Origin of the sequence: Nocardia sp. NPDC006044 (assembly GCF_042871115.1) — a bacterium.
GTDB lineage: Bacteria > Actinomycetota > Actinomycetes > Mycobacteriales > Mycobacteriaceae > Nocardia.
Window position 1 is genome coordinate 615,187 of sequence record NZ_JBIAID010000005.1, and the last position, 15,485, is coordinate 630,671.

Genomic DNA, 15,485 nt, shown 5'->3' on the forward strand with positions numbered 1-15,485 from the left:
TCACACGGCAACCACGCCCGTCGTCCGGAATCGGCGCATGCCGTGACACACCCGCGCTGTCGAGGGGTCAGGGCGCGCCGAATGCGGACAGGAAGGTGCCGACGGCCGCATCGGCGATGCCGCGGCATTCGGCCGCGGGGACCTCGCGGGTGCCGAGCCGGGACCGCGCCTCCAGCGGCCCGGTGAGCAAGGCGAGCAGCTGTTCTGCGGCGACCGCGGGGTCGCTGATCCGCAACTTGCCCGACAGCGCCAGCCGCGCGAGCCGGTCCGCGAGCGCCTCGGAGATGCGCCGGGAGGTGCGCTCGAGTACCTCGTCGGTGAGGTCGGGGAACGCCGCGAGCTGGGCGTAGGTCAGTGCCCGCAGGGCGCGGGCGCGCTCGCCCGCGCACACCGCGAGCAGTTCGGTGGCGACCTCGGTCAGTGCGGGCCGCAGGTTCTCGCCGGGTTCGCGGAGCCGGTCGGCGACCGCGAGGGTCTCGGCCGCGACCGCGTCGGCCGCGGCGAGCACGGCGTGCCGGAAGAGCGTCTGCTTGTCCGTGAGGTGGTTGTACACCGTGGGTTTCGCGACGCCGGCCTCGTCGGCGATCTCCTGCACGCAGGTCTTGTCGTAGCCGCGCCGGGCGAAGACGGCGAACGCGACGTCGAGGATCGCCTGCCGCTTGTCGATGCGGCCGCGCGCCGTCGTAGCTCCCGTCACCCCTGAACGATAGCGCTTACTCGAAGCGAAATGAACTCACGGGTTCACTCTTGTGGATCTACCAATCAGTTATCTAGATTGAACCCATCAGTTCAAACCGAGGAGGATCCATGATTGTCCACTTGCTGCGCTTCGGCTTCCGGGACGAGACGACCGACGAGCAGAAGGCGGAGGTGCTCGCGCTGATGCGGCGCACGGCGTCGGTCGAGTCGGTGTCGTTCTCGACCGTCGGGCAGAACCTGGGAGACAACTCGGCGGGCCTGACCCATGCCTATTGCGTGGGCATCAAGGATCTGGCGGCGCTGGAGCGGTACATGCACGACCCGGTCCACCTCGACGGCGATCCGCGGATCATCCCGCATGTCGCAAAAATCGCGATCGGGCCCGATGTTTCGGACACGCCGGATCCGGCCCTGCGCGAAAAGATCATGGCGCTGCACGAGGCGAAGCTGGCGAAGTACCCGGACTGGGCACAGCTGATGCAGACCGTCCCCGAGGTGCAGATCTTCTGAGCCGCAGCGCCTTACACGTTGCGCCGGTATTGACCGCCGACGGTGAAGAAGGTGTCGGTGATCTGTTGCAGGGTGCAGACGCGGGCGGCGTCCATCAGCACGTCGAAGATGTTGTCGTCGGTGCGGGCCACGGCCTCGAGCCGGGCGAGGGCGGCGTGGGCGGAATCGCGGTGCCGATGCTGGAATTCGCGGACCCTGGTCAGCTGGGACTGCTTTTCCGGCTCGGTACCGCGGGCCAGTTCGATCTCGTGTTTCGGTTCGCCGTGCGGATTGCGGAAGGTGTTGACGCCGACGATGGGCAGCGAGCCGTCGTGCTTGCGGTGTTCGTAGCGGATGGACTCGTCCTGGATCTTGCCGCGCTGATAGCCGGTTTCCATCGCGCCGAGCACGCCGCCGCGTTCGCTGATCCGGTCGAATTCGGCCAGCACCGCCTCCTCGACCAGGTCGGTGAGTTCGTCGATGAGAAAGCTGCCCTGCAAGGGGTTTTCGTTCATCGCCACGCCCCACTCGCGGTTGATGATCAGCTGGATGGCGAGTGCGCGGCGCACCGATTCCTCGGTGGGGGTGGTCACCGCCTCGTCGTAGGCGTTGGTGTGCAGGCTGTTGCAGTTGTCGTAGATGGCGATGAGCGCCTGCAGCGTGGTGCGAATGTCGTTGAAGCTCATCTCCTGTGCGTGCAGCGAGCGACCGGAGGTCTGGACGTGATACTTCAGCTTCTGTGAACGCTCGTTGGCGCCGTAGCGATCTCGCATGGCCACCGCCCAGATCCGCCGGGCCACCCGGCCGATCACCGAGTATTCGGGATCCATGCCGTTGGAGAAGAAGAACGACAGGTTGGGCGCGAAGTCGTCGATCTTCATGCCGCGCGCGAGATAGGCCTCCACGTAGGTGAATCCGTTGCTGAGGGTGAAGGCGAGCTGGCTGATCGGGTTCGCGCCCGCCTCGGCGATGTGATAGCCGGAGATCGAGACGGAATAGAAATTACGAACGCCGTTGCGCACGAACCACTCCTGGATATCGGCCATCATGCGCAGGCTGAATTCGGTGGAGAAGATGCAGGTGTTCTGGCCCTGATCCTCCTTGAGGATGTCGGCCTGCACCGTGCCGCGCACCGTCGCCAGGGTCTTCGCCCGGATATCGGCGGTCTCGTCCTCGGTCGGCGCCCGTCCTTCGGCGGCCGAGAACCGTTCCAGGGCTTGGTCCATCGCGGTATTGAGGAAGTAGGCGAGGATGGTCGGGGCCGGGCCGTTGATGGTCATCGACACCGAGGTGGTGGGCGAGGTCAGGTCGAAACCGTCGTAGAGCGCCTTCATGTCGTCGAGCGAGGCGATGGAGACACCCGAGGTGCCGACCTTGCCGTAGATGTCGGGGCGTTCGGCCGGATCGTGACCGTAGAGCGTCACCGAATCGAACGCGGTGGACAGCCTTTTGGCGTCGGCGTACTCGCTGAGCACCTTGAACCGCCGGTTGGTGCGGAACGGGTCGCCCTCGCCGGCGAACATTCTGGCCGGATCCTCGTTGTCCCGCTTGAACGGAAAAACGCCCGCGGTGAACGGAAAGCGCCCGGGCAGGTTCTCGGCGCGCAGGAAACGCAGCAGCTCGCCGTGGTCGGTGTACCTGGGCAGCGCGACCCGCGGAATCGAGTTGCCGGACAGCGTCTCCCGGCGCAGCGGCGTGCGGATCTCGCGGTCGCGGATCCGCACCACCTGCTCGTCGCCGCGGTAGGACTCGGCCAGCGCGGGCCATTCGGCGAGCAGCGCCGCGTTCTCCGCGGTCAGCTCGGCGCGGGCCGCGACGGCCAGCTCCGCGACGGCGGAATCGCCGGGCAGTTCGGCCGCGACCTGTTCGACGCGTTGCACCCGTTGTGCGGCAACGACTTGCGCTGCCGTCGTCGCGTGGTACTCGCGCACCGTGTCGGCGATCTCGGCCAGATAGCGCACCCGCGCCGGCGGGATGATCTGCGCGAACCGGGTCGACGTGCGGGTGTTCACCCGGGGCAGCGCACCCGCCTCCAACCGCAGGCCACGCTCGGACAGCAGCCCGGCCAGGTGCTGATACAGCGCGGTGACCCCGTCGTCGTTGAAAGTCGCAGCGCTGGTGCCGAATACCGGCATGTCCTCCGGCGACGCGGTGAACGCCTCCCGATTGCGGATCAGCTGGCGCGACACATCGCGCAGCGCGTCCGCCGCGCCCCTGCGCTCGAACTTGTTGATCGCCACCACATCCGCGAAATCCAGCATGTCGATCTTCTCCAGCTGGGAGGCGGCGCCGAAGTCCGGGGTCATCACGTACATGGACACGTCGACATGGTCGGTGACCGCGGCGTCGCCCTGGCCGATGCCCGGCGTTTCCAGGATCACCAGGTCGTAACCCGCTGCCTTGCAGGCGGTCACGATCAGTTCGATATTGTCCGGCAGCTCGCGCCCGCCGCGGGTGGCCAGCGAGCGGAAGAAGATATGGTCGCCGTCGAGGGCGTTCATCCGGATGCGGTCGCCGAGCAGCGCGCCGCCGCCGCGCCGCCGGGTCGGGTCCACCGCGAGGATCGCGACGCGCAGCTTGTCCTGCTGGTCCGAGCGCAGCCTGCGCACCAATTCGTCGGTGAGCGAGGACTTTCCGGAGCCGCCGGTGCCGGTGATGCCGAGCACCGGCACCGTGCGCGCGGTGGCGGCCCGGGTCAGGGCCTGCCGGTCGCTGTCGGGCAGCGCGTCCTGTTGCAGGCAGGTGATGGCGCGCGCCAGTGCGGCGCGTTCACCCGCGAGCACCGCGTCCAGCACCGGCGGCTCGGTGGCGAGATCGACGTCGCAGGCGCGGATCAGTTGATTGATCATGCCGGGCAAGCCGAGTCGCTGGCCGTCCTCGGGGGAGAAGATGGTCACCCCGGATTCGGCGAGTCGCGCGATTTCCTCGGCGACGATGACGCCGCCGCCCCCGCCGAATATCCGGACGTGTTCGGCCCCGGCCTTTTTCAACGCGTCGGCGAGATATTCGAAGTACTCGACATGCCCGCCCTGATATGAACTGACCGCGACGCCCTGCGCGTCCTCGGTGAGCACCGCGTCGACCACCTCGCTGACCGAGCGGTTGTGCCCGAGGTGGATCACCTCCGCACCCTGTGCCTGCAGGATGCGCCGCATGATGTTGATCGCCGCGTCGTGCCCGTCGAACAGTGCCGCGGAGGTCACGAAGCGAACGGGGTTGGTCGGCGTGTGCAGCGTGTGATCGGCCACGGCATTCCTCCGGGATATATCCAGTTGGCGCCCGATACTAGGACGTCAAACTAATCCTACGGTGATGCCGATCACAGCGCCAGGTAGTACACGCCCGGTCAATTCGGGAAAGCCGGCCATCGAGGTTCCGCTCACCGTGAATGCAAATGGCGACAACCGGTGCGGGCTCGAGTTCCGATGTGACGCGATGCCCTAAATCCGAAATCCATCTGCACAAATCCACCAAAAGGAAGATCCATGGGACGGAACTCATATCGGTTCGCCGCCGCGGTCGCCGCCCTCGGCCTGTCGACGTTCGCCGCGCCGTTCGCGCACGCCGAACCCGCGCCGCTGAACGGTCTGTTCGCCCTGGCTCCCGGCGTCTGCTCCGGCGGCGCGGTGACCGGCAGCTTCTTCCGGATGATCCTGCCGACCGGGGACGCCGGCGGCCCCTATCTGGCCAACAGTGACTCGGCGTGCAGCGATCAGACGGTGACCACGCTGTCCGCAGGCAGCGACGGCGGCCTGGTCAGCGGCAGTTATCAGCCGCAGCCCGCGGCGGCCTTCGACGGGGCGGGTAACGCGCGGTCGGGCCGGGTCACCACGCCGGTGCGGTTCTACGGCGTCGATTTCGCCACCGCGACCAACCCGACCGATCCGCAGACCGGCGGCGGCACCTCGGTGCCCGAGATCTACTCCGACGGCGGGCAGCTCTCCGGCGATCTGAGCAGCCTCGGGGTGACCTGGAACAACCAGGTGTTCAACCAGGGCGCGCCGAAGCCGGGTGGCGGGTTGCCGGGCAAGACCAGTCCCGTGCGCGGCACCATCGACGGCTCGGGCAACTTCGTGATCGAATGGACGAGTCAGATCGTCGGGGGTCCGTTCAACAACTTCACCGGGCTGTGGCATCTGGCCGGGCAGTACCGCGGCGGCAGTGTCCCGCAGGCCGCGCCCGCCGCCGCACCGATCGCCGCGCCACCCGCCGCACCCGCGGCCGGGCCGGCGGCTCCGGCGCCCGCGCCCGCGGCCCCGGCGGCGCCCGCTCCTGGCGCTCCGGTTCCGGCGCCCGCCGCCGCGCCGGTGGCGCAAGCCCAGGCGCAACCGATCCACGCCGATCCGGTGCTCGCCTCGAAGACCGTCGAAGTCCCGCGCGGCAGGCACACCCCGGCGTGGGTGGTGCCGACGCTGCTCGTCGTCGCGGTCGCGGCGGCCGGTGTGTTCTTCAACGCGGACCGGATCGTCCGTCGGCAACGGCAGTGACGGCAGTGTCGGGGCTGCCCGCCTATTCGGAATTCGTCTCGAATCCGGAACCCGCGCCGGCGCGTCCGCGGAAACGGTGGCCGTTCGTGCTGATCATCGCGATCGGCGCGCTCCTGGTGCTCGCGCCCATCGTCACCGGCATGTTTCCGCGAGCGGTCAAGGGGGAGGCGATGATCGACGCGTTCGAGCCGTACATGACGCGGTCGAGCATCGACGGGTACCGCCACGATCTGCAGGTCCTCGATGACGCGCGGACCAATGTGGTCACGTTGCAGAAGAACGGTCAGCAGCCGGGCGACTTCGAGCGGGTGGACCAGTTCGTCCGCGACTACCCGGAGATCAGCTATCACATGTCCGGGATGATCGGCGCGATCGACGACAACCGGGGCAATTACGAAAAGCTGGCCGCAGTACCGCCTTTCGGCACGCTGCCGTGGTTGTTCGCCCTGCCGGGAGTGGTCCTGGTCGGCGCGGGCGTGCTGGGTTACCGGCGCGCGAAGGAAGGCGGACAGGCCCTGGTCTGGCGCTCGGTCGCGGGATTGGCCGCGCTCGGGTTGATCGCGGTGCCGCTGCTCGGCGGGCTGTTCCCGGCCTCGCCCGCGGCGCAACCGCTGATCAACGACCTGCGCCCGATCCTGACCCACGACGAGGTCCGGAAGCTGCAGGGCTACTTCGTCACCCTGGTCGCGGCCGACGGCGAACTCAACAGCCGCTATACCGCCGCCGTCCGCGCCGCCCACCCCGAGGCAGATCTCACCGGCATCACCACGCTCGAAACCCGTTGGCAGCCGATGACTTCGCGGTTCGCCGCGTTGATCGGCGCGATGAACGACAACGTGCGCGACTTCGATGCCGTTGTCGCGCTGAACGACTCGACCCGCCCCATCGGCTTCGGCGCGTTCCGCGGACTCGGGTTCTTCTACCTGGTGCCGGGCATCTTCGTGCTGGCCGCCACGGTCGAGGGCCTGCGCCTGCCGAACCGATTGCGGGCCAACCTAGTAGGAGGGAATCCGGCATGAGCGCACGAAAGCTGATCGCGGCGACAGTCCTGGCCACGCTGGCGCTGGGGGTGTCCGGATGTTCCAGCGGCGACGACGCCCCGGCCTCGAGCGGACCGGAGCCGCTGGTCGGATTGCTGCGCTTCACCCCGGGTTCGGTGTCCGGCGACAGCGTCGCCGGCACCTGGTTCCGGATGGTGCAGCCGGGCGGCACGCCGGAGAAGGGCCCCTACATGCCCAACGGCGACTCCCCGGCGCAGAACGGGTCGACCACCTTGCTCGAGCCGGGCACGGCCGGCGGCCTGCGCATCGGCGGATACCAGAGCGAGCCGAATCCCGGATTCGCACAGGGCAATTCGCTGTCCGCGTCGATCACCAAGCCGACCAAGTTCTTCGCCGTCGAGTTCGGCATCTCCACCAATCCGACCGACCCGCAGACCCAGCGCCGGGTGCCGCCGCCCTCGGTGACGAACGACGGCGGCAAGTTGACCGCCGACGTGTCGTCCTGGGCGGCCTCGTGGAACGACCAGGAGTTCAACCAGGGCGCGCCGAAGCCGCCGGAGAAGCAGGACGCACAGGTGGCCGGCGCCGAACAGGTGCAGAAGGTCTGGGACTGGGTGGCCAAGCAGTGGTTCGACAAGCCCACCGCCGATGCCGCCCAGGGACCCCCGGCCACCGGCACTTTCGATGCCAAGACCCGCAAGTTCACCCTGCAGTGGACCAGCCTCATCGTCGGCGGGCCGTTCAACGGCTTCACCGGCGTCTGGCACCTGGAGGGCGTGTACGAACCAGCCGCCGCCGCGCCCGATTCGCCTGCGGCCCCGGTCAAATAGACAGCAGAAGGAGTACGGCCCGATGAGTTCTCGCACGACGACCAGGCCCGCGCTCGCCAGTGCCATCCGCGCGGTGGCCGCGCTGACGGTCATCGGCAGCGCGGTCGCGGTCACCGCGCTGACGGTGCGGCAGGACGACGACGTCACCAGCGTGGTGATCACCCAGGAGCAGCCGGCTGCGGCGGCCCGCCCAGCCGCGCCCGCGGCTCCGGCCGAAACGCCGTCTGCCGCACCGGCGCCCGCCCCCGCCGCGCCCGCGCCCGGCGGGCCCGCCCCGGCGGCCTCGGTTCCGCTCGGCTCGGGTGGCGCTCCCGCCGCCGTCGCCATCAACCCCGGTACGACCGCGCCGAATGCCGGTGCGCCCGCTGGTTCGGTCCCGTTGGGTGCGGGCGCGCCGAACAGCTCGGTCCCGCTCGGCGGCGCGCCGAACAGCTCCGTTCCGCTGGGCGGCGCGGGCGGGACGAACCCGTTCGCCGCCGCGCCGCTCGCGGCGCAGCCCGCGTGCCCGCTCGGCTGGCCCGCACCGAAGCAGCAGGGCGGTCTCGCCTCGCTGATCGGACTCGCCCCGCTGGCGGGCCCGTTCTCCTCGGAGGCGTTCGCGCTCGGCTCGGTCTACCAGCCGATCCTGCAACTCGCGGGCCCGGTGCTGGCCGAGATCGCCCCGATCCTGGCGCAGTACCAGCCGGCGATCGATCCGTTCATCACCCAGGTCCAGGGCGTGGAAGCCGTTGTCTTGCAAGCAATCCTGCCGTACTACGGACCCTACCGGGATCAGCTGATCGCGGCCGAGGGCAACCTCGCCAAGGTACTGGCTCCCATCCTCACCAACGCCTACAACAGCGAAGCCGCCTCCTGCTTCGTCGCCTGGCAGGGCCAGATCATCGACCAGGCCAAGGGTGGCCGCATCACCGTGGCGTCACTGGCCCACCCCGGCACCGTCGTAGAACTCGGCCCCGAGGCCTGACTCCGCGCATCCTCCATCACACCGCGCACGAATCCGGTGCACGCGAAGATAATGAGCGGATGGGTACACGCCAGAGGGTGGCTGTGCGGGAGCTGGTCGAGCAGGGTGTGCTGAGCGAGGCGCAGTTCGAGGCGGTTATGACGGCGCTGGCGACGCGGGAGTCGCGGCCGCGCGGGAAGATTCTGGCCGAGATCGCGGCCTACGTCGGTGCTGGGCTGGTGTTCTGTGGCGTCGCGCTGGTGATCGGGTCGTCCTGGGACGATCTAGCGCGCGGCGGGCGGGTCGCGGTGCTGCTCGCGGTGTCGTTCGGACTGGTGCTCGGCGCGATCGCGGTGCTCGGCGGGCCGGGCACGCTGTTCGAGCGGGATCCGCACGGATCCCGGGCTCGGCTCGCGGCGGCGTTGCTTGCGCTCGCGGCCGGGGCGATCGCCGGGTCGGTGGGCACCGCGTTGGACAACGGCACCGACGACGCGGCGTCGTGGGCGGTGATCGCGGGTCTGGTGGCGGCCGTGCTCGGCTATCGCGCGGTGCCGTCGGTGATCGGGATGCTCGCCTGCGGTGGGTTCAGCGCGTTCCTGCCCGCGGTGCTCGGCGATCTCGCCGGCGTCCACGATGTCTGGTGCGGACTCGGCATGCTGGTGGTCGGCGGAATCTGGTTCGCGCTCACCAGGATCGGCGGTTTCGTCGAGACCTGGCTGGGTTATGCGATCGCGGTGGGGATCTCGTTGATCGGCGCGGTGGTCGTCGAGGCTGATGACTGGTGGTGGGCATGTCTGCTCAGCCTGCTGGTGGCCGTCGCCTGCTTCGCCTTGTTCGCCGAGCGGCGTTCGACCGTACTGGTAATCGGCGGCGGTCTCGCGGTCGCGCTGGCCACCGCGCAGGCCGTGACCGAATGGACCGACAGCACCCTTGCCGTGGCGGTCGCCGTACTGGTGGCTGGGAGCGTGGTACTCGGAGGTGGCGCGTTCATGCTCACCAGGGCGCCGAAGCCGTCGGCCTAGATCGCGCCTTCGACGGTTGAAGGCGTTGTCCGCCGCCGGAAGGGCTCGTCATCGGCCATGCCTTTGCGCTGTATCCCGGGCGGGGAACTGTATCGCACTCGGTGAAACTGACGGTCAAGGGCACATTTCCGGCCATGTCAGTGGTCGGGAGCACACCACGCCCGGGGTGGGATGGGTCACACTCCACATTTACATGGACGTCCAACTATAGGATGACCGCATACCGCGCCAAGCGGTGTCATGGTCGGCTACCAGAACAGGACTGGCATGGTTCGCGAACTCACTCACTTCATCGGCGGGCAACACGTCGCGGGCACCTCGGGCAACTTCGGTGACGTCTTCGACCCGAATCTCGGCCAGGTGCAGGCGCGGGTGCCGCTGGCCAGTAAGTCCGAGGTCGAGGCGGTCATCGCCGATGCCGAAGCGGCGCAGCCGATCTGGGCCGCGTTCAACCCGCAGAAGCGCGCGCGGGTGCTGATGCGCTTCCTGACGCTGGTCCAGGACGAGATGGATTCGCTTGCGGCGCTGCTGTCTTCGGAACACGGCAAGACCATCGCCGACGCGAAGGGCGACATCCAGCGCGGCCTGGAGGTGATCGAGTTCGCCGTCGGCGCACCGCACCTGCTCAAGGGCGAGTACACCGAGAGCGCGGGCACCGGCATCGACGTCTACTCGATGCGCCAGCCGCTCGGCGTCGTCGCCGGCATCACCCCGTTCAACTTCCCGGCCATGATCCCGCTGTGGAAGGCGGGCCCGGCGCTGGCCACCGGAAACGCGTTCGTGCTCAAGCCATCCGAACGCGACCCGTCGGTGCCGCTGCGCCTGGCCGAGCTGTTCCTCGAGGCAGGTCTGCCGCCGGGCGTGTTCAACGTGGTCAACGGCGACAAGGTGGCCGTCGACGCGCTGCTGCACGACCCGCGGATCAAGGCCGTCGGCTTCGTCGGCTCCACCCCGATCGCCCAGTACATCTACGAGACCGCGACCGCGAACGGCAAGCGCGCCCAGTGCTTCGGCGGCGCGAAGAACCACGCGATCGTGATGCCGGACGCCGACCTCGACGATGTCGCCGACCAATTGATCGGCGCCGGTTACGGTTCCGCGGGCGAGCGCTGCATGGCCATCTCGGTGGCGGTGCCGGTCGGCGAGGAGACCGCGGATCGCCTGCTGGCCAAGCTCACCGAGCGGGTGGCGAAGCTCAACATCGGCCGCTCCGACGATCCGGGCGCCGACTACGGCCCGCTCGTCGGTAAGGACGGGGTGGACCGGGTGAACAACTACGTCCAGATCGGCATCGATGAGGGGGCCGAGCTGGTGATCGACGGCCGCGGCGTGACCGTGCCCGGCGGCGAGGACGGATACTTCGTCGGCGCAACGCTTTTCGACAAGGTCACCCCGGAGATGCGGATCTACAAGGAAGAGATCTTCGGTCCGGTGCTCGCCGTCGTCCGGGCCAAGGACTACGAGGAGGGCCTGCGCCTGGCCAACGAGCACGAATACGGCAACGGCGTCGCGATCTTCACCCGCGACGGCGACACCGCCCGCGACTTCGCCGCCCGCGTGCAGGTCGGCATGGTCGGCATCAACGTCCCGATCCCGGTGCCGATCGCGTACTACACCTTCGGCGGGTGGAAGCGTTCCGGCTTCGGCGATTTGAACCAGCACGGCCCGGACTCGTTCCGCTTCTACACCAAGACCAAGACCGTCACGCAGCGCTGGCCTTCCGGCATGAAGGAAAGCAACGCGTTCGTCATCCCCACCATGGACTGACCATGTTCATCCTCGACGAAGACGAGCAGGCCATCCGCGACACCGCGCGCGGATTCGCCGACGAGTTCCTCGCCCCGAACGCCCTGGAATGGGATGAGCAGAAGCACTTTCCGGTCGACGTGCTGCGCAAGGCGGGCCCGCTCGGGCTCGGCGGCATCTACGTCCGGGAGGACGTGGGCGGTTCGGGCCTGCGCAGGCTCGACTCCGTGCGCGTCTTCGAACAGCTCGCCACCGGCTGCCCGGCCATCGCGGCCTACATCTCCATCCACAACATGGCGACCTGGATGATCGACGCCTACGGCGATGCGGCGCAACGCGATCGCTGGCTGCCGAGGCTGACATCGATGGAGCTGCTGGCCAGTTACGCGCTGACCGAGCCGGGCGCCGGCTCGGACGCGGCGGCGTTGAGCACCAAGGCCGTTCGCGATGGCGACGACTACCTCCTCAACGGCACAAAGCAGTTCATCTCCGGTGCGGGCGCGACCGACGTGTACGTGGTCATGGCGCGCACCGGAGCGGCGGGCGCGCGCGGCGTCTCGGCGTTCATCGTGCCCGCGGATACGCCGGGAGTTTCCTTCGGCGCCAACGAAAGAAAGATGGGCTGGCACGCGCAGCCGACCCGGCAGGTGATCTTCGACGACGCCAGGGTGCCCGCGGCGAACCTGCTCGGCGCGGAGGGCGACGGCTTCCGCATCGCGATGAACGGCCTCAACGGCGGACGGCTGAACATCGCCGCCTGCTCGGTCGGCGGCGCGCAGGCGGCCTTGGAGAAGACGGTGCCGTATCTGGCGGATCGGCAGGCGTTCGGCAAGCCGCTGCTGAAGAACGACGCGCTGCGCTTCCAGCTCGCCGACATGCGCACCGAACTGGAGGCCGCCCGCACCCTGCTCTGGCGGGCCGCGGCGGCGCTGGACGCCGACGCGCCGGACAAGGTCGAGTTGTGCGCCATGGCAAAGCGATTCGCCACCGACGCGGGCTTCGAGGTGGCGAACAAGGCGCTGCAACTGCACGGCGGCTACGGTTACCTGGCCGAATACGGCCTGGAGAAGATCGTCCGAGATCTGCGGGTACACCAGATCCTCGAGGGCACCAACGAAATCATGCGGGTGGTCGTCGCCCGCGCGGTGGTAGGAGCGGCATGACGGAACCAGAAGTGCTGATCGAGAAGGCGGATGGGCTCGGGCTCATCACGTTGAACCGGCCCAAGGCCATCAACGCGCTGAATCACTCGATGACGCTGGCCATTACCGACGCGCTGCGCGCCTGGGCGGACGACGACGAGGTACGCACCGTCGTCCTGACCGGCGCGGGGGAGCGCGGATTGTGCGCGGGCGGCGATATCGTCGCCATCCACACCGACGCGACCGGCGGCGCCACCGGCGCGGATTCGCCGACCGGCCGCTTCTGGCGCGACGAGTACGTGCTCAACGCGCTCATCGGCCGCTACCCGAAGCCGTACGTGGTGGTGATGGACGGCATCGTGATGGGCGGCGGCGTCGGGCTTTCCGGCCACGGCAGCCACCGGATCGTCACCGAGCGGTCCAAGATCGGCATGCCCGAGGTGGGCATCGGCTTCGTCCCGGATGTCGGTGGCACCTACCTGCTGTCGCGCAGTCCCGGCGAGGTCGGCACGCACGTCGCGCTGACCACCGCCCGGATGACCGCGGGCGACGCCATCGCGGCCGGCTTCGCCGACTACTTCGTCGCCGCCGAACACCTTCCGGCCCTGCTGGATACGCTGCGTACCGAGGCCGCCGACGTGGCGATCGCCAAGTTCGCCACGGCCGCACCGGAATCCGGCCTGCTCGGCCGGCGATCCTGGATCGACGCCTGCTACGGGGCGGACACGGTCGAGGCGATCGTCGCCCGCCTGCACGCCGCCGATGCGCCGGAGGCCGGCCAGGCCGCGGCGGACATTCTCACGAAATCGCCTGTCGCGCTGAAGGTGGCGCTACGGTCGTTGCGTTCGGCGCGCACCGCGCCGGACCTGGAGACGGTGCTGAACGAGGAGTACCGGGTCTCCATCGCGGCGCTGTCCTCGCCCGATCTGGTGGAAGGCATCCGCGCGCAGGTAATCGACAAGGACCGCAACCCGCAGTGGTCCCCGGCGACCCTCGCCGAGGTCACCACCGCACAGGTCGACGCATACTTCGCCGAATTAGGCGATCAGGAACTGGGTTTGGTGAGCAATGACTGAAAAGATCGGATTCCTCGGGCTGGGCCACATGGGCGCGCCGATGGCGGCGAACCTGGTGAAGGCCGGATATGAAGTGCTGGCCTACGATCCGGTGCTCACCGCCCGGGAGCAGGCGGTCGAGAACGGCGCCACCGTGGTGAGCACGGCTGCCGAGGCGGCCGACGCCGATGTCGTGATCACCATGCTGCCCAACGGAAAACTCGTCCTCGACGTGTACGCCGAACTGCTCCCCGCCGCCAAGCCCGGCACCTTGTTCATCGACTGCTCCACCATCGATGTCGCCGACGCCAAGTCGGCCGCGGTGCTCGCCATCGGCGCGGGTCACCGCGCGCTGGACGCCCCGGTCTCCGGCGGCGTGGCCGGCGCGGCCGCGGGCACGCTGACCTTCATGGTCGGCGGCGGCGCCGAGGACTTCGCCGACGCGCTGCCGCTGCTCGAGGTGATGGGTGGCAAGGTCGTGCACTGCGGTGGCTCCGGCGTCGGCCAGGCCGCCAAGATCTGCAACAACATGCTGCTCGGCATCTCGATGATCGGCCTGTCCGAGGCCCTGGTGCTCGGCGAGAAGCTGGGGCTGACCCACCAGTCGTTCTTCGATGTCGTCTCCACCGCGTCGGGCCAGAGCTGGGCGCTGACCAGCTACTGCCCGGTTCCCGGCCCGGTGCCGACCAGCCCCGCCAACAACGACTATCAGCCCGGTTTCGCCACCGCGCTGATGAACAAGGATCTGGGCCTGGCCGCGAACGCGTTGCGCGAGAACGGCATCGACGGTCAGCTGGGTCTGCTCGCGGCCGAGATCTACAACCGGTTCAACGAGTCCTCGGGCGCGCGGGACTTCTCGGCGATCGTGACCGAGATCCGCGATCGCAGCGACGTCCCCGGCACCGACGCCTGACTCGTCGAACCAAACGGATGACACGTCTCGAACATGCGTTCGACTCGAGGTATTGTTCGAGCCGTGTCTCCACTTTCCCGCCAGGACTGGGCCAGGATGAACCTCGAACAGGTCCGTGACCAGCTGCTCGACGCGGCCGCGTTCGGCAAGTACCTGCCGCCCGAGCAGCTGGAGAACGCCGCGGGGAAGATCGCCGAGGGCTTGCGGGTATATGCGGAATTGACCAGCGCTCTAGACGCGGCTGGGGAGTGAATTCCGTTGTGCTGTAACAATTTCAGAATACCGTCGGGACGTTGCGAACGGGTCGGCAGGGCTGCCTCCTGTATCGTCACCGATATTCCTGACCCCCGACCGAGAAGGTGCCGAGTGACCGACTTCGAGACGATTCTGCTGGAGCGCAAGGGCCGGGTCGGCTGGATCACGCTGAACCGCCCGAAGGCGCTCAACGCACTCAATGCCCAGGTCCTCGACGACGTCATCGCCGCGCTGGACGAGCTCGAGCGCGACGACGAGATCGGCGCCGTGGTCATCACCGGCTCGGATCGGGCCTTCGCGGCCGGCGCCGACATCAAGGAGATGCAGCCGAAGTCGTACATGGACATGTTCCTGAACGACCACTTCGCGCGCTGGGACCGGCTCGCCGCGTTCCGCAAGCCGACCATCGCCGCGGTGGCGGGCTACGCCCTCGGCGGCGGCTGTGAACTCGCGATGATCTGCGACATCCTGATCGCGGCCGACACCGCGAAGTTCGGGCAGCCGGAGATCAAGCTCGGCGTCATCCCCGGCATCGGCGGCTCTCAGCGGCTCACCCGCGCGATCGGCAAGGCCAAGGCGATGGATCTGGTGCTCACCGGCCGCAATATGGACGCCGAGGAGGCCGAGCGCGCCGGACTGGTCTCGCGCATCGTGCCCGCCGCCGAGCTGCTGGATACCGCGCTCGAGGTGGCCGACACCATCGCGTCGATGTCGTTGCCGGTCGCCATGATCGCGAAGGAGGCGGTCAACCGCTCCTTCGAGACCACCCTGGCCGAGGGCCTGCGTTTCGAACGCCGAGTGTTCCACTCGCTCTTCGCGATCGAGGATCAGAAGGAAGGCATGAGCGCGTTCGTGGAGAAGCGGCCGGCGAAGTTCACCAACCGCTGAGCGGAATGCCCGTCC

At 68.6% G+C, this 15,485-nt stretch carries 14 protein-coding genes; 12 read left to right on the forward strand and 2 right to left on the reverse strand.

The genetic code is table 11. The features are described from left to right. Positions 1 to 67: 67 nt before the first annotated feature. Positions 68 to 697 (reverse strand): TetR/AcrR family transcriptional regulator, encoded by a 630-nt coding sequence (locus ACFYO1_RS38960; RefSeq protein WP_387242991.1) that lies wholly within the window; start codon positions 695 to 697, stop codon positions 68 to 70. A 110-nt stretch (positions 698 to 807) separates the two neighbouring features. Here ACFYO1_RS38960 and ACFYO1_RS38965 point away from each other — a divergent pair, with 110 nt between their 5' ends. Next, positions 808 to 1,209, forward strand: a complete 402-nt coding sequence (locus ACFYO1_RS38965; protein ID WP_387242994.1) for a Dabb family protein — start codon at positions 808 to 810, stop codon at positions 1,207 to 1,209. Between the two features lie 11 nt (positions 1,210 to 1,220). Here ACFYO1_RS38965 and icmF read toward each other — a convergent pair whose 3' ends face one another. Next, positions 1,221 to 4,436 carry a fused isobutyryl-CoA mutase/GTPase IcmF gene (gene icmF, locus ACFYO1_RS38970; protein ID WP_387242997.1) on the reverse strand — a complete coding sequence of 1,072 codons (3,216 nt, stop codon included), beginning with the start codon at positions 4,434 to 4,436 and terminating at the stop codon, positions 1,221 to 1,223. Between the two features lie 237 nt (positions 4,437 to 4,673). Here icmF and ACFYO1_RS38975 point away from each other — a divergent pair, with 237 nt between their 5' ends. From ACFYO1_RS38975 to ACFYO1_RS39025, 11 genes are all read left to right on the forward strand, one after another. Beyond that, positions 4,674 to 5,675 (forward strand): hypothetical protein, encoded by a 1,002-nt coding sequence (locus ACFYO1_RS38975; RefSeq protein WP_387243000.1) that lies wholly within the window; start codon positions 4,674 to 4,676, stop codon positions 5,673 to 5,675. Next, complete coding sequence (locus tag ACFYO1_RS38980) at positions 5,672 to 6,694, forward strand: hypothetical protein (RefSeq protein ID WP_387243003.1); 1,023 nt, start codon at positions 5,672 to 5,674, stop codon at positions 6,692 to 6,694. The genes ACFYO1_RS38975 and ACFYO1_RS38980 overlap by 4 nt, the downstream gene beginning before the upstream one ends. After that, positions 6,691 to 7,506, forward strand: coding sequence for a hypothetical protein (locus tag ACFYO1_RS38985; RefSeq protein ID WP_387243006.1), 816 nt, complete (start codon positions 6,691 to 6,693; stop codon positions 7,504 to 7,506). The genes ACFYO1_RS38980 and ACFYO1_RS38985 overlap by 4 nt, the downstream gene beginning before the upstream one ends. A gap of 22 nt (positions 7,507 to 7,528) precedes the next feature. Beyond that, complete coding sequence (locus tag ACFYO1_RS38990) at positions 7,529 to 8,470, forward strand: hypothetical protein (RefSeq protein WP_387243008.1); 942 nt, start codon at positions 7,529 to 7,531, stop codon at positions 8,468 to 8,470. A gap of 59 nt (positions 8,471 to 8,529) precedes the next feature. Beyond that, a complete protein-coding gene (locus ACFYO1_RS38995; RefSeq protein WP_387243011.1) occupies positions 8,530 to 9,471 on the forward strand; it encodes a DUF2157 domain-containing protein in 942 nt (313 codons plus the stop codon). Positions 9,472 to 9,738: 267 nt separating this feature from the next. Further along, positions 9,739 to 11,238: a CoA-acylating methylmalonate-semialdehyde dehydrogenase gene (locus ACFYO1_RS39000; RefSeq protein WP_387243014.1), complete on the forward strand. Its 1,500-nt coding sequence runs from the start codon at positions 9,739 to 9,741 to the stop codon at positions 11,236 to 11,238. A gap of 2 nt (positions 11,239 to 11,240) precedes the next feature. Beyond that, positions 11,241 to 12,380 carry an acyl-CoA dehydrogenase family protein gene (locus ACFYO1_RS39005; protein ID WP_387243017.1) on the forward strand — a complete coding sequence of 380 codons (1,140 nt, stop codon included), beginning with the start codon at positions 11,241 to 11,243 and terminating at the stop codon, positions 12,378 to 12,380. Further along, a complete protein-coding gene (locus ACFYO1_RS39010) occupies positions 12,377 to 13,435 on the forward strand; it encodes an enoyl-CoA hydratase/isomerase family protein (protein WP_387243020.1) in 1,059 nt (352 codons plus the stop codon). Before ACFYO1_RS39005 ends, ACFYO1_RS39010 begins: the two co-directional genes overlap by 4 nt. Continuing rightward, positions 13,428 to 14,327, forward strand: a complete 900-nt coding sequence (mmsB, locus tag ACFYO1_RS39015) for a 3-hydroxyisobutyrate dehydrogenase (protein ID WP_387243023.1) — start codon at positions 13,428 to 13,430, stop codon at positions 14,325 to 14,327. The genes ACFYO1_RS39010 and mmsB overlap by 8 nt, the downstream gene beginning before the upstream one ends. Before the next feature lie 63 nt (positions 14,328 to 14,390). Beyond that, entirely contained in the window at positions 14,391 to 14,579 is a 189-nt protein-coding gene (locus tag ACFYO1_RS39020) for a DUF6374 family protein (protein WP_387243026.1), read from the forward strand. Positions 14,580 to 14,693: 114 nt separating this feature from the next. Further along, positions 14,694 to 15,470 carry an enoyl-CoA hydratase gene (locus tag ACFYO1_RS39025; protein WP_387243029.1) on the forward strand — a complete coding sequence of 259 codons (777 nt, stop codon included), beginning with the start codon at positions 14,694 to 14,696 and terminating at the stop codon, positions 15,468 to 15,470. Positions 15,471 to 15,485: the final 15 nt, after the last annotated feature.

Coding starts and splice junctions, on each gene's coding strand:
- ACFYO1_RS39000 (WP_387243014.1), top strand. CDS start 9,739: ATGGTTCGCGAACTCACTCACTTCATCGGCGGGCAACACGTCGCGGGC.
- ACFYO1_RS38995 (WP_387243011.1), top strand. CDS start 8,530: ATGGGTACACGCCAGAGGGTGGCTGTGCGGGAGCTGGTCGAGCAGGGT.
- mmsB (WP_387243023.1), top strand. CDS start 13,428: ATGACTGAAAAGATCGGATTCCTCGGGCTGGGCCACATGGGCGCGCCG.
- ACFYO1_RS38985 (WP_387243006.1), top strand. CDS start 6,691: ATGAGCGCACGAAAGCTGATCGCGGCGACAGTCCTGGCCACGCTGGCG.
- ACFYO1_RS39010 (WP_387243020.1), top strand. CDS start 12,377: ATGACGGAACCAGAAGTGCTGATCGAGAAGGCGGATGGGCTCGGGCTC.
- ACFYO1_RS38975 (WP_387243000.1), top strand. CDS start 4,674: ATGGGACGGAACTCATATCGGTTCGCCGCCGCGGTCGCCGCCCTCGGC.
- ACFYO1_RS39005 (WP_387243017.1), top strand. CDS start 11,241: ATGTTCATCCTCGACGAAGACGAGCAGGCCATCCGCGACACCGCGCGC.
- ACFYO1_RS38990 (WP_387243008.1), top strand. CDS start 7,529: ATGAGTTCTCGCACGACGACCAGGCCCGCGCTCGCCAGTGCCATCCGC.
- ACFYO1_RS38965 (WP_387242994.1), top strand. CDS start 808: ATGATTGTCCACTTGCTGCGCTTCGGCTTCCGGGACGAGACGACCGAC.